The sequence below is a fragment of the Halalkalibaculum sp. DA384 genome, assembly GCF_043951955.1.
Classification (GTDB): domain Bacteria; phylum Bacteroidota; class Rhodothermia; order Balneolales; family Balneolaceae; genus JAMQKA01.
Genome location: NZ_JBINJE010000036.1, coordinates 1 through 14210, shown reverse-complemented (window position 1 = coordinate 14210; position 14210 = coordinate 1). Strand labels below are relative to the sequence as shown.

6 protein-coding genes are annotated in these 14210 nt (G+C 40.0%); all 6 read left to right on the top strand.

What is annotated here, in order from left to right; translation table 11 throughout:
* Positions 1 to 18: 18 nt before the first annotated feature.
* The 6 genes from ACG2E4_RS15640 (at position 19) to ACG2E4_RS15615 (ending at position 13703) form a co-directional block, all read left to right on the top strand.
* A complete protein-coding gene (locus ACG2E4_RS15640) occupies positions 19 to 4911 on the top strand; it encodes an Eco57I restriction-modification methylase domain-containing protein (RefSeq protein ID WP_395277152.1) in 4893 nt (1630 codons plus the stop codon).
* On the top strand, positions 4904 to 6412 hold the full coding sequence (locus ACG2E4_RS15635; protein WP_395277151.1) for a hypothetical protein: 1509 nt from the start codon (positions 4904 to 4906) through the stop codon (positions 6410 to 6412). The genes ACG2E4_RS15640 and ACG2E4_RS15635 overlap by 8 nt, the downstream gene beginning before the upstream one ends.
* Positions 6409 to 8664 carry a hypothetical protein gene (locus ACG2E4_RS15630; protein ID WP_395277150.1) on the top strand — a complete coding sequence of 752 codons (2256 nt, stop codon included), beginning with the start codon at positions 6409 to 6411 and terminating at the stop codon, positions 8662 to 8664. Before ACG2E4_RS15635 ends, ACG2E4_RS15630 begins: the two co-directional genes overlap by 4 nt.
* Positions 8665 to 8735: 71 nt before the next feature.
* A complete protein-coding gene (locus tag ACG2E4_RS15625; RefSeq protein ID WP_395277149.1) occupies positions 8736 to 10028 on the top strand; it encodes an exonuclease SbcCD subunit D in 1293 nt (430 codons plus the stop codon).
* An 11-nt stretch (positions 10029 to 10039) separates the two neighbouring features.
* Complete coding sequence (locus ACG2E4_RS15620) at positions 10040 to 13513, top strand: hypothetical protein (protein WP_395277148.1); 3474 nt, start codon at positions 10040 to 10042, stop codon at positions 13511 to 13513.
* 31 nt (positions 13514 to 13544) lie between these two features.
* Complete coding sequence (locus ACG2E4_RS15615) at positions 13545 to 13703, top strand: winged helix-turn-helix transcriptional regulator (protein ID WP_395277147.1); 159 nt, start codon at positions 13545 to 13547, stop codon at positions 13701 to 13703.
* Positions 13704 to 14210 lie beyond the last annotated feature (507 nt).

The following is a 14210-nucleotide window of genomic DNA, read 5'->3' as shown; positions in this document are numbered from 1 at the left end:
TAAGCAACGCATATTTTTATGGATTCTTTTCAAAGCATAACAATTGAAGGCCAAATTTTAAGTGCCGAAATATTATCAAAATTGAGTCAAGAGGGGTACGATTATCAAACTTCTAAAGATTTTGGGTTGTCAAAAAATCAAAAACTCCGTGATGAAATTCAGTTTGCTTATAGTTTGGCCCGAAAGCAGTGGGAGATTTTTAAGCAAAAGAAATCACGTTGGGAGGAGTCGGAATGGGGTACCTCGGATACCAGAAACAATTGGATGCTACCGTTGCTGGATTCACTGGGATACGAGCTGAGTTTTGAAAAAGCAGAAATGGTGAACGGCAAAAGTTATAACATAAGCCATCGTGATACGGATCTGGGCGGGTTCCCGATTCATATTATGAGTACGAAAGATAAGCTGGAACAAAAGCGTGATTATGGTGGATCCCGGCTGTCTCCGCACGGATTGGTACAGGAATACCTGAATCTTACCGAGCATCTTTATGGCCTGGTAACGAACGGTTCTAAATTACGTCTTCTACGGGACTCTACCCGACTTTCGCGCTTATCTTATGTAGAGTTCGATCTGGAGGCCATGTTCGAAGATGAGCTCTACAGTGATTTTGCTGTCATGTTTCGGCTTATCCATGCCAGCCGAATGCCCACACAGCCCGAAGAGAGCCCGGATTCTATTATTGAACAATATCACCAGGATGCGATTGAATCCGGCGCGCGAATTCGCGAAAAATTGCGTGGAAGTGTTGAGATTAGCTTGCAGACGCTGGGTAACGGCTTCTTAAAACATCCCGATAATGAAGAGCTTCGCCAGCTTATTGCAAATAGTGAAATAGACGCGACCGAGTTTTATGGCAAACTGCTGAAAATTATCTACCGGCTGCTGTTTTTGATGGTATCGGAAGAGCGTAATATGATATATCCCAAACCGAAGGAGGCTGATTGGGATGCGGACCTGCTGCAAGAATACCGATCTATTTATAACAACTACTACAGCATTAATCGCTTGCGGTCGTTAGCGGAGCGTAAACACCAGCTCAATACCGATGAGGAGGATCTCTGGGAAAGCTTAACACAGACATTTGCTCTTTTTGAAAAAGAAGCCATTGGTCAGCGACTGGGTATTCAGGCACTCAACGGAGACCTGTTTAGTCCCGTAGCCTTAGATCCCCTTTCTGAATGTAAACTCACGAATGATGTGCTGTTGCGAAGCCTGGATGCCATTGCCCGTTTTGAAAATGAAAACGGACAATTAACGCGCGTTAATTATGGTGGACTGGATGTAGAAGAGTTTGGTTCGGTCTATGAAGCCTTACTGGATTATGATCCCAAGATTAAGAAAGGCGTTAATGTTTCACTGGGTAACGAGTGGGCGTTTCAATTTGCAGAGGGTACAGAGCGAAAAACAACGGGGTCTTATTATACCCGGACCGAGTTGGTACAGGAACTCATTAAATCGGCACTTGTCCCGGTTATTGAAGAGCGATTGGAAGAAGCAGACGGAAAAGATGAGCGAATCCAGAAACTACGTGATTTAAAAGTATGTGATCCCGCGGTGGGATCGGGGCACTTTTTACTGGCCGCGGCGCGAAAGATTGCCGAGTATTTAGCCAAAGAGCGGACGGGAGAAGATCAGCCGGGCCCTGATGCTCATAAGGAGGCCCGCAGAGAGGTTATCCAGCACTGCATTTATGGCGTGGATATGAATCCCATGGCCGTGGAGCTCTGTAAGGTTGCCTTGTGGTTAGAGAGCCATTCCGTAGGATATCCGTTGACATTCCTTGATCACCATATCAAATGCGGTAACAGCTTGGTTGGGCTTGATGACCTTGATCGACTGGATAAGGGAATCCCTGACGGTGCATTTAATGATGTTATTGGGGATGAAAAAGAAATCACAAAGAAACTTAAGAAGCGAAACAGAGACGAGCGTAGAGAGGGCAAACAAACTGAATTACAGGATACGGCAGGCTCAGCAATACAGGCGTTGGATCAATTTGCGAAGCGACTTGAAGAGATTGATCAAATGCCTGAGCAAACGGTTGAAGATATCAATCAAAAAGCAAAGGCTTATAATAAGTTTAAGACGGAACAAAGCTACCTAGATGCGCTCCATGCAGCCAATATTTGGACGGGGGCATTCTTTATTCAGAAGACCCATGAAAATATTGACGATAAATTAATTCCTACCACTCGCAGGTTACACTCTTATGTAGCGAATCCCAGGGGAACGAATGCTCGGTTCTTGGGAAAAATGGATTCGCTGGCCCAAAAAGATAAATACTTCCACTGGCCGCTGGAATTTCCAGAGGTTCAGGCGCAGAATGGATTTGATGTAGTCTTGGGCAATCCGCCATGGGAGCGCATAAAGCTTCAGGAGAAGGAATTCTTTGCGGGTAAGGATGAAGAAATAGCTGATGCCAAGAATAAAGCAGCAAGAACGAAACTCATTAATAAACTCAAAGATGAGGGCGATCCACTTTATAATGAGTATCAGGATGCTAAGCATTTTGCCGAGGCTTTTAGCAACTTTGTGCGAGAAAGTGATCGGTATCCACTAACGGCAAAAGGTGATATCAATACTTACCAACTATTTTCGGGGTTGGATCGCGGACTCATTAGGCCCGATGGCCGTGCCGGGTTTATTGTACCCAGCGGTATTGCTACCGATTACTACAACCAGGATTTCTTTGGTGATGTAGTCGAGAAAAAGTCGATTCTTACGTATTTCGATTTTGAAAATAGTGAAGGATTATTTGATGGAGTACACCGCAGCTATAAGTTTTGTCTCTTAACGCTTGGTGGATCTGGTTATAAAAACCGAGACACTGAGGCCGATTTTGCCTTCTTCCTGACTCATCCAAACCAGTTGGATGATGATCTTCGTAGGTTCAAGCTGACGCCGGAAGATATGATGAGGATTAATCCCAATACCAAGACCACGCCTATCTTCCGCACCCAGCCTGATGCCGAGCTCACGCGTAAGATTTACAAGAATACTCCGGTACTCATTAAGCATCAATACAATGAAGACGGGAAAAAGATAAGTACTAAAAATCCATGGGGCATTAATTTCTCTACTATGTTTCATATGTCAGGAGATAGTAACCTCTTTTATGATGAAGATGCTCCCAACAGGAAACCACTCTATGAGGCTAAGTTTATCTGGCATTACGATCATCGGCTAAGCACCTTTGACTGGGACGAAGATGGCGAATTGGATACACGAGAGGTTACAGTAGAAGAGAAACAGGACCCCAGCTATTCCATTCGTCCCCGGTACTGGGTAAACGAACGAGAGGTTTGGCGCCGGTTGACCAAAGTACCCCAACAGATTTCTGAGGCCTGGAAAATCCAGTCTGAAGACCTGATGAAAACCTATACTGCCTGGTGGCTGTATGGCTATATGGATGATGTGGATAGCAGTACTGATTTGATTTTAAAAGCAGGGTTGAATAAGGAGGAGTACCTGCCTCAAACTAAAAAGCAGAAACAAGAATGCCGTGAGATGGTCCGGAAATTAGAACCGGACAACGAAGATTTAGGATTGATTATTGATTTTGAGCTTGATGAAGTTTTAGGAGAAATAATTAAGAAATATTCTCCCAATTGGTTGTTTGGTTTCAGGAATACAGCAAGAACAACTGATGAGCGGACTTTTATCAGTACAATTACTCCAATAGTTGGAGTTGGTCATAGTGAACCACTAATCTTTCTTGAAAAAGATGAACTTAAGTATCTGATCTTAGGAAATTTAAATAGTCTTCCTTTTGACTTTGTCGTCAGACAAAAATCTGGTGGAGCAAATTTAACATTCTTCATAATAGAACAATTGCCTGTTCTTAAACCAGATGATTACAAGCAAGAGGATAAAGAATTTATCAAGCAAAGAGTTTTAGAATTAACCTACACGTCTCACAATTTACAGCCCTTTGCCAAATCTCTAAATTATTATGGAGACCCTTTTGAGTGGGATGAAGAACGGCGCGCTATTCTCAAAGCTGAACTGGATGCCTACTACGCAAAACTTTATGGCTTAACTGAAGAGGAGCTGCGCTACATCTTAGATCCCGAGGAGGAGCATGGAAAGGATTTTCCAGGAGAAACATTTCGGGTACTCAAGAACAAAGAGATTCGAAAATACGGTGAATACCGAACGAGGAAATTAGTTCTAAAGGCTTGGGAGCGGCTGCAGGATGGGCGGCCGATGATGTCGGAAAGTAATCTCCGATTGGTAGGATCTTCAGACCAATCAGAGCAAAAAGTATCATCCATTGAATTAGTCAAACCATTTCAAAGCTCCTATGATACACAGGCTGTTGTTGTAATGAATTTAATAGAGGCCCATAGCAGTAGTTCAGAGTATCAAAAGCATCTAGGTCACGTCAAATGTGAAAAAATATGCCATATAATAGAATATGAGGCAGGACTTGATCAAGAGCGATCGCCACAAAGAGATGCAGCCGGGCCTGTTGATATTCAACATTTGCACAACACAGAATATAAAGCAGAGAAAAAGGGATGGTTTACTACTTTAAAGGATGGACAGTCTGGGCATTATACCTATTACAAAGGGAGAATTTTTGATATAGAACTTTATCAGTTAAATCAAAAGCTTCAAGAAAAGCATCCCCAACAATTCAACAAAATGAAGAAGATCATTGAGCTTTTTCTTCCCTTTAACCGGGAAGAATCAGAGGTTAGGGTTACAGTTTATGCAGCTTGGAATGACCTTCTATTGGATGGAAAAGATATTGATAAAGAAACTATAGTAACCGAAGCCCGAGAAAACTGGCATCCAGATAAACTGAAAATTGAAAGGGAAAAGTTTTTTGAAGCTATTGAATGGTTAGTAGAAAATGAACTGGTACCTCAAGGGGTAGGAAAACATACAGTTGAAAATGGATAGTTTAGAACAGGCTTTTTATACATATCAAGAAAAGACAAGGGCAGTATTTCAAGAGGCAAAAGACGATGCTAATGATCTGGATAGCAAAGATCAATTACTGTCGGCCGTAAAAAGCTTAGAAATAAAAGAGCAACAGCAGTATAAGAACCTACTTAAAGCTGTTGACGAAAAATACTCGGAACAGTATAAATGGGATATAGAAAAAACGTTAAAGGCTTTTCTTCGCCGTTCAAGCTTTTATCTCAACTTATTTGAAGGTAAAGAAGTTGACCCTGTAAAATATGTTACTGCACTGCAGGATGCTTTTGATAAAGTAGATGATACTGTAGATCGTTGGTATATAGTCCCAATTGAAGGCACTTGGTTGAAAGATGAAATATTAGTAAATGATGGATTTAAAATAATCAGTCTGGAGGCCCAAGAGTGGGAGCAAAAACTACTAAATAGGCCAAATAAGTTTTTTTATCCACAGTCTCATGTTAATGCTGAGATACTATGTCAATACGATTGTTTGGCTATTAGGGAAACGGTATCCTTCAAAGATCTTCGTCGGCGCAGTTTTAGTATTACTCAAAAGTCAGATTATATACCCTTCAATTATTCAAGCTTTCCCTCTTTAGTTGAAGAGAAGATTGGTCAGTTAATCTTAGCAAAGTGGAAAAGTAAAGAAATCGACTTCTCTTCATTTGATCACGAACTGTGGTTCCCTGTAGTCATGAGAGTTCATCACTCATTGATAGATACGCCATATGCTCAGCCTGGTTTGTATGGCAGTCTAAATGTAGAGCCTGAGCTCGATCAAGAAACTGGACGATATTTGCCAGATTATCCAAGACGCTTCTCACCACAGGAGTTCAAGTCACCTGAAAGTGACGAATTAGAAAGGATATTGGCATTATCGGATGAAGTACTTGATATAATTGATTCTCACAAAGAATGGAACTTTGTTAAAAATGCACTAAAGTTTTTTACGAAAGCCTATACTTCTCATGGATACGAGCAATTGCTTTGGTATATAACCACACTGGATACTTTACTCGGAGAGGGAGATAAGGATGCTTTCAAAAATAAATATGAAAGGGAATATGAATTTCCAGCAAAATTAATTGCACACAGAGCGGCTTATCTTGATGGAACAGGTAAAGGTACAGAGAGAATATTTGTAAATAAATATTTGAGAATAAACAGGCTCAGAAATGATCTTGTGCATGGAAATCGTGACTTAAGTAATGATCAATCTTTGAAGCGAGATGAGTTAGCTTGGTTACATGAGAAGGTTCGAAAAAGTATTCTTGAGGTTTTGACCCTTTTAAATGCTATTTATAACCTTGGCAATTTTTCAAGCTATCGGGGAAGAATTGTACCTAATAGGTCTACGGTTCAAGAATTATTGCATGTGCTTAAGAGGCCAACTATGGATCTAAGCAATGTATTAATGGGAGATATCGAAAATTCTCATGATTGGTTGTTTACTGATGGCAAAATAGATCTATCGTTATGATTGATCTTTATAGAAAAATATTGGAACGAACATTATTTAATAGTTCAAGTGATAAAAGTATCGCTTTAATACCTCAAGAAGAGAATAGTACGGACGAAGATAGAATTTTCAATATCCCGCCAGATTTATTCCCTGAAAATGTTGAGATTTATAGACTCAGTGAGAGCACTGAGTACATTGATGAAATGACTACGATATTTGAGCGGGAAGAACCAGACCGGGTATTTATTTTCCCTTCATTGGTTAAGCCAAGTAACGTTTCAAAAGAAATCAAACATAATTTTGTTGGGAGAAACCTTTCTGATTGGATACTGGAGTCAGCGGTAGAACATTTGAAAAGTGAGACTTTATTAGGAGCATTCCTTCTCCCTTCTTTCGCAATTACCATGTCAGGAAGACCAATAAGAGAAAAAATATTCGCCAAGAACCAGCTGTATTATTACTTGGAAAATGATTTTAGTCTAGAAAAACTAGGTTTAAATCTACATTCTCAATTTTCCTTAAGTACTCTATTCTTAACAGTTGGTACTCAAGAATCAACTCCTGTTCGTTTTTTTAAAATATCAAATCGCTCATACTCGGCTAGTGAAAGTGAAATTTGGAAGGATTTTAAGATTTTATGTAATCAAGGTGGAGGAAAGACGAGGTATGGATTTGTAAGAAGAGAACCTATAAAGCCAGGTGATAGGATAGCGTACGATTTATTAGATCCAAGTTTAAAAGAAAAAGTCAAGGAGTTAAATAAACTTGGAGATGTTAGAAACCTAAATGAATTCTTTGAACTAAAACGGGGCCTACATCTAGCGAGAGATTCAGATGAGCTCCTTGAGAATTATGAGGATGGAGCTATTCCAGTTTTGGAAGGCAGAAATATTAAAAGTGATGGAACACTTGACGAAGATAATATTAGGTACTGGGTGAAGGATCCTGATCCTGAATTATTAATTAAAGAAAATGCGCTTTGTGTCAGGACGGTTATTAATTTAAATCATTCAAATTTAGTTTTATCAGGATCTGATTATTTAAACAGTTTTGTGCCTGGGCACAGTATAATAGTATTAGAGCCCAGATTGGATATAACCACCGAAGAGCGTCAAATAATTGTTGAATATCTGAGATCGAATCTTGCCGCGGAGTGGTTAAGTGCTCACTTGGCAGGCCTAACGTTACATGCAAGTATATTAAATGAGCTTCCTATACCAATTCTCAATGAAAATTTAAGGGTAGCAGTTAATGATTTACGGATTGCAAGAGATACATTCCATGACTGGGAAAAGCTGGGCGACGATTCTGTTAAAAAACTATTCGAAGTGGAGTCAAGTGAAGAAGGGAAAAATGAGCTATTAAAAAAGGGAAGGCTGCTTAGACAGAGATTAGAAGCAGCAAAGGAGGTCGATAAACTTAGTTATAGAGTTAGAAATTTGTTTCCCCATCCAATTGCTTATAGGTGGAGGGAGATAGAAGCATCAAACCCTAATCTTGAAGGGTATAAAAAAATTTTAGAAACCTTCGAGGTGCTACTAATTTACATTTCTACTTTCGCAATAATTTCTAGTCGTAAGCTCTCGAATTTTCAAATCAAAAAAGTCGAAGAAATTGCGGAGAGACTTAGTTCGCCATCTAAGCATGGCATTAGTCTAGGCGACTGGATCGGATTACTTAGAGAATGTAATGAGAAAAATCTTTCTGAAATAGTTGAAGATTGGATTCCTTTCCAGGAAGTTTTCCATTTTTTGAGAGATGAAAATGCAAATCAAGTGTTAGGTTCTCTTGCCGATAGAAGAAATGATGAAGCCCATTTAAGAGGACCATCTGGAAAGGATGTAGAAGAATATTATGATAATGCTAAAAAGGAATTAGAAATACTTTTGGAACACACAGAGTTTTTATCTGAATTTCAATTGATCCAAATTGAGTCAACTAAATGGGACTCAGTAAGAGAACTGAATACATATACGTATAGAAAGTTAATGGGAGATCACCCTTTAGTTCCTGAAGAAACTAGTCTATCTGAAGATAATCAGCTTGAAGCTGATAGCCTGTATATTAAAGATAGAAATGGTACTCTCAACTTACTTAGACCATATTTAACCAGAAGAGAGTGTCCATCCTGTGGAAGGCCAGCAATATTCCATTTGGATAAGTTTTATGAGAAGAACGGGATATGTACCTTGAAAAGTTTAGAACATGGCCATACAGCGGAGGATAAAGAGATAACCGAAATTTTTAGAAAGGTTGGCATGCTAAAATAAAATTCCAAAACATTGTCTAATGTGGTTTTATCGCAACTAAAACCGGCTTTTTTAATCTTTAAAGCAATAATATGCCAATAAAACTACTAGTCACTGCGGATCTGCATCTCGGGAGAACATCTTCAGCAGTACCCAAAAGTTCAGAAGAGAATGCTACAAAATATACCTGGAAAAGGCTGGTCAAATATGCTGTAGATAACAATATCGATGCTGTAGCCCTGGCGGGAGATGTGGTGGACCGGGATAACCGGTTTTACGAGGCTATCGGCCCTCTGCAGGAGGGATTTGAAATATTGGGCGAAGCTGGGATTCCCGTGGTCATGGTTTCGGGTAATCATGATTTTGATGTTCTCCCGGATATACTAAAAAGTGATAAATATGACCATGTTCATCTTCTGGGCAAAAAAGGAAGGTGGGAGCAGATCACAGTGCAATGCGGTGAAGAATATATTCAGTTTTTAGGTTGGTCATTTCCAAAGCAACATATTAATCAAGATCCATCCTCGGCGTATGATGTCAAGGAGCTCGATCCAAATTTACCCACGGTTGGCTTATTGCATGGAGATGTTTATGATAAAAATAGCAACTATGCCCCCATCGAACTCTCCAATTTAGTTACTTCCCATGTCGATAGTTGGATAATAGGCCACATGCACAAGCCGGATATTCTCAACAACAATGCTCCACTCATTTTATATCCGGGTTCACCCCATGCCCTGAGTGCTAAGGAAAGCGGACCGCACGGACCCAATATCATGACTTTAGGAGACGGGGATTCGATTTCGATAGAGCAGCTGGCTTTATCACCTGTCAGATACGAAACGTTCACCATAGATATTACCGGAATAGATGACGAAACGGATTTCCGTGATAGACTTGTGGGCGACCTTACCGATTGGGTTCAAGATCAGCCTGAAGAGTTTGAGCACGCTTCATCGGTAGTATTTGATGTGGAACTTAACGGGCGCCATACAAACCTGACTGAGTTCGATCAATGGACGCAGTTTGCAGGAGAGTTCGAGCAAGTCCTTCTGGGCGACACCGAAGTCTCTATCCGAAAAGTTAAAAATCTGGCTGAACCTGAGGTTGAAAACCTGGAACAATTGGCTGGTCAACCAAATCCCCCGGGCACGATAGCAAAGATGATCCTGGATTTGGAAAATGGAGAGGATTCGGAATTCCTGAACGATTTTATGAGTGAATTTGAGGATAGCCTCGAAAAGATAAATAGGAATAAAACGTATCGTCCGCTCAAGATACGCGAAGAGCAAGAGCTAATGGATCTCTCCGAGACAAAGGATCTTTTATTGCGAGAATGTCGTCACCTTTTGGCGGAGCTGCTTTCACAAAATGAGCAACTGTAAATTTAGTTTCTATGGATAAACAGGTTTTCAGAATAAGTAATCTGGACATTCAGAAAATGCCGGGCCTTCCTCGTGGGCTTAAAGCTTATGAAGGACTTTCACCTCAGATAAATATCATTGCTGGTCCCAACGCTTCCGGTAAAAGCTCCACTGCACGAGCAATTCAGCGAATTATTTGGCAGCATGATACAAAGGGTTTAAAAGTTGAAGCCGACGCCAAAATCGATGATGATAATTGGAAGGTCCGTATTGACTCTAATGATATTCTTGTCCAGCGAGAAGGAAAAAATGAGCGATTTACGGGGATTCCGGCAGCAGAAGCGCGAAGCCGGTATATGCTGGCCTTGCACAAGTTAATAGAAGCTGAAGAAGGAGACTTGGCCAGAAAGATTATCAAAGAATCAATCGGCGGTTATGATCTTGAAGAAGCGGCTTCGGCTCTTGACTATTCTGATCATATAAAAACGAATCGATCTTCTGAGTATAGGTCCTATGAAGAGGCAAATGAGGAAGTAAGGAAAACGACTAAAGATCAAAATGAGATTAAAAACAAAGAAGCACAGCTTGCCGATTTATATAAGAAGAAAGAAGATGCTGAAAAGGCAGAAAAGCGGAAGCAGCTTTATGAACGGATTAAATCGTTTCTGGAGGCCAGGCAGGATTATGGACAAATAAAAGCGGAATATGAAGAATTTCCGGAAGTTTTAGAAAGCGTTCACGGTGAAGAGTTAGAGCGTATAAAAGGAATTGAAGAAGAAATTCATGATGCTAAACAGACTATCCAGAAAGCCAAAGAAGAGAGACAAGAATACCAAGAACAAATAGAAGAGCTCGATATTCCGAAAGAAGGTGTTGATTCGGAAGATTTGACCGAGCTAGAAGAACGAGTTGATCAGGTTAAAGAGTTGGAAAAAAAGATCACTGACTTAGATGCTGATATTGAAAAAACTCGCGAAGCAAAAGACGATACGCTGAAAAGTTTAGGGGACCAAGTAGATGCCGAAAACTTTGATAAACTTAGCCTACGGGATATAGAAAATCTCGATCAATTTTTGCAAGAGGCACATCAAACAGCAAGCACTCAAAGCTTTTTGGAAAAAGAGATAAATGAACTGGAAAATGAATTGAAGGATGTTCCTGATAAATCGCTGCTGCAGAAGGGCATTGATATACTCACCCAATGGTTAAAAGAGCCGCGATCCAGCATACCCACGTTTCCTCTATGGGTATTCAAACTAATAGCGGCTATTACACTGCTCGGGGGTATAGGACTGTTCTTCTCATGGGTGGCTGGTTTGATAGCCCTATCAATCATCTTGATTCTGGTTTTAGTTGGGCTATTTAAAAGTAGTAGCGCTGAAGAAAATGAGTCTGTTCGCATCAGAAAACAGGATTATGGTAAAACAGGATTAAATCCGCCGGAAAACTGGGAATCAGATGAGGTCCAAGACAGATTAGCTGAATTGGTAAATGAGCTGCAAGGTGCTAGTTGGCAAGAGAGAGTAGATCGCGAAATTGACAAACGCCGGAGTCAGCTTAAAGATTTGGGAAATAAAATAGAAGACGTGGAAGAGTCAGCTGAGAATTTAAAAAAATCACTCTCCGCTCTACCAAAATTGCCATTTAATGATCCGCAGAATTACACTGCCTTGTATTGGTTTATCACCCATGTTAAAGAATGGCAGAGAGCCGATACGGAGTTAGTGGCTTTGGAAAAGAAAAGGGACCAGCAAAAAGCGAAGTTAGAAGAAGAAATACAGAAATGTAATGAGCTGCTTACTCGGTATAATTTTGCATCCGTTGGGGATAGCGCTGAAGCCTTAGCGAAGTTTAAGAATCTTAGGGATCAGGAAGGAAGCAGGCAAAGCGCGGAAAAAGAAATTGCCAATAAAAAAGACACGATTGAAGAGAAGGAAGAACTAAAAGAACACAAGACCCAAGACCTGCAACAGGTATATGACAAGCTCAAAATACCCGTTGGTCAGAAAGCAGAGGTTCAAAAGCTATTGGGTCAAAAAGACAATTTTGAGACAGTTAAGGAGGAATACAATGTAAGCAAGTCTCGATTATCGGAGAAGAGACAAGATATGAAAGAGCATTCATGGTATGAGCGGGAACAGTTGGATATTGATGAGATCTCAACCGATCAGGCTAAAGACAAACTTGAAGAGCTTAAAGCAGAAGCTGGCAAACTGGATGGTATAAAAGAAAATATTACGCAGATTGAGACGGAGGTAAATAATGTAAAAGCCGGCAATAATCTGGAGCTGGCCTTAAAAAGACGTGATGAAGCCTTAGAGAATCTGTATCAACTATATGAAAGTAATGTTTCTTCCGTAGCTGGAAAATTATTGGTTGACCAGTTAAAGAGTAAAATTAAAAAACAGAACAGACCACCGGTCTTTCAACGAGCAAAAGAATTATTTAACCGTATTACGAAGGGTAAATATGAAATTGATACCGATGATCGGGACCAGCCAGAATTCATTGCCTATGATACTGAAGAGAACTTGGGCAAGAAGTTGGATGAGCTATCAACCGGAACGCGCATTCAGCTTTTACTTTCCATCAGAGTTGCTTTTGTAGAGACGCAAGAATCAAATATAAAGCTCCCGCTACTGGCCGATGAATTGCTGGCAAATAGCGACGATGATCGGGCTAAGGCTATTATTGAAGCTTTGACTGAAATAAGTAAAGAAGGTAGACAAATATTCTATTTTACCGCCCAGGCTGATGAAGTAGCAAAATGGCATACTTATTTATCTGAGGTCGACGGGGTAGAATTTGAATTATATGGTCTGGAAGAAGGCGTTAATGAGACTGATTGGGATTCCTATAAAGAATTGGATGTGGAGTCTCTTTCTCTTTTGAAAGATATACCAAAACCGAATGGAGAGACTTATGAAGAATATTCTGACAAGGTAGATGTAGCAAAATTTGACCTGCTAAAGGACCAACCCACGCAACTTCATCTTTGGTATTTATTTGATGACAAAGATCTTCTCTACCAGTGTCTGAATAAGGGATTCAATACATGGGGTAGTTTGAAAAGCTTTATAAATCATGGTGGAGTAATAGAGGATCTTAATGATGAAGTTATTGCCAGATTGGAAAGCAAAGTACAAGTACTCGAACGTTTTCAAGAGTTATATCAGCAAGGACGTCCAAAACCCATTGATCGATCTATATTAGAATCGACGAGTGCTGTTTCTGATAATTTTATTAATGAAGTATCTAAGAAACTTAGTGAGTTAAATGGTAATCCAGCAAAGTTGCTTACTTCTCTTCTGGATGGGGAGATTTCAGGCTTCAGAACAAATAAGATTGAGGAACTCGAAAACTATTTAATTGAGAAGGGATTCATTGATGATCGCGATCCTCTTGATTTGGATGAAATTAGGGCACGGCTTCAAGCATACGTATCGAATTTAGATATGACATCGTTTGATGCTGATGAATTTTTAAATAGGCTGCTAACTAACTAACGATGATCAAAGTGTTGAAATAATAAGAATTATGAGTCTGCAGCAGGAAATTCTAAAAATAGTTCAATCTAATAATGGAATAAAAGCCAAAGATATAGCCAATCAGCTCAATGCCGACAAAAGTAATGTTAACAGCATCCTTTATGGCGAGTTAAGAGATCGTGTTTATCAGGATAATGAGTATAAGTAGCATGAAGGGAATAAACAGAGGAACAACCTTTCAGCCCAACGCAAGAGTTATATACACCATTAGCACGCCTTAGCAAGTATTACTTGGATTGTCTCAGTAGAGATATTGATGCCGAGGTTTCGGTTTAGGCTACCACCTGAAATAAAAATCACACTTCATAATTCAGTATCGTCCCAACTTATACCAGACAGTCGCATTTATTGTCAACGGGCAACATTTTGTTTATTTCAAAATCTCATTAATTGTCTGCTTAACTGGATTTAGGCGATCAGCATGATTTGTTGCCCAAATAATCCATGCTTCAAATTTTAGTTTCTCTTCCTTGGTTAGATCCAGCTTAGTTTTTTGGTTCTCTATTTCAGCTATAAAGTCATAAATATATTGTGATTTAGTAAATATTTGTGCTTGTTCTGGTAGTGTAAACTAAACTCTGTCCTGTTATATTGAACCCCTGATGGGGCTAGCCCCATCAGGGGTTGCGATTCAGATCCAGCGGTAGCCGGTCTC

Bases quoted from the DNA above. Each gene is read 5' to 3' on its own strand.
- ACG2E4_RS15640 (WP_395277152.1), top strand. From the start codon at position 19: ATGGATTCTTTTCAAAGCATAACAATTGAAGGCCAAATTTTAAGTGCC.
- ACG2E4_RS15635 (WP_395277151.1), top strand. From the start codon at position 4,904: ATGGATAGTTTAGAACAGGCTTTTTATACATATCAAGAAAAGACAAGG.
- ACG2E4_RS15630 (WP_395277150.1), top strand. From the start codon at position 6,409: ATGATTGATCTTTATAGAAAAATATTGGAACGAACATTATTTAATAGT.
- ACG2E4_RS15625 (WP_395277149.1), top strand. From the start codon at position 8,736: ATGCCAATAAAACTACTAGTCACTGCGGATCTGCATCTCGGGAGAACA.
- ACG2E4_RS15620 (WP_395277148.1), top strand. From the start codon at position 10,040: ATGGATAAACAGGTTTTCAGAATAAGTAATCTGGACATTCAGAAAATG.
- ACG2E4_RS15615 (WP_395277147.1), top strand. From the start codon at position 13,545: ATGAGTCTGCAGCAGGAAATTCTAAAAATAGTTCAATCTAATAATGGA.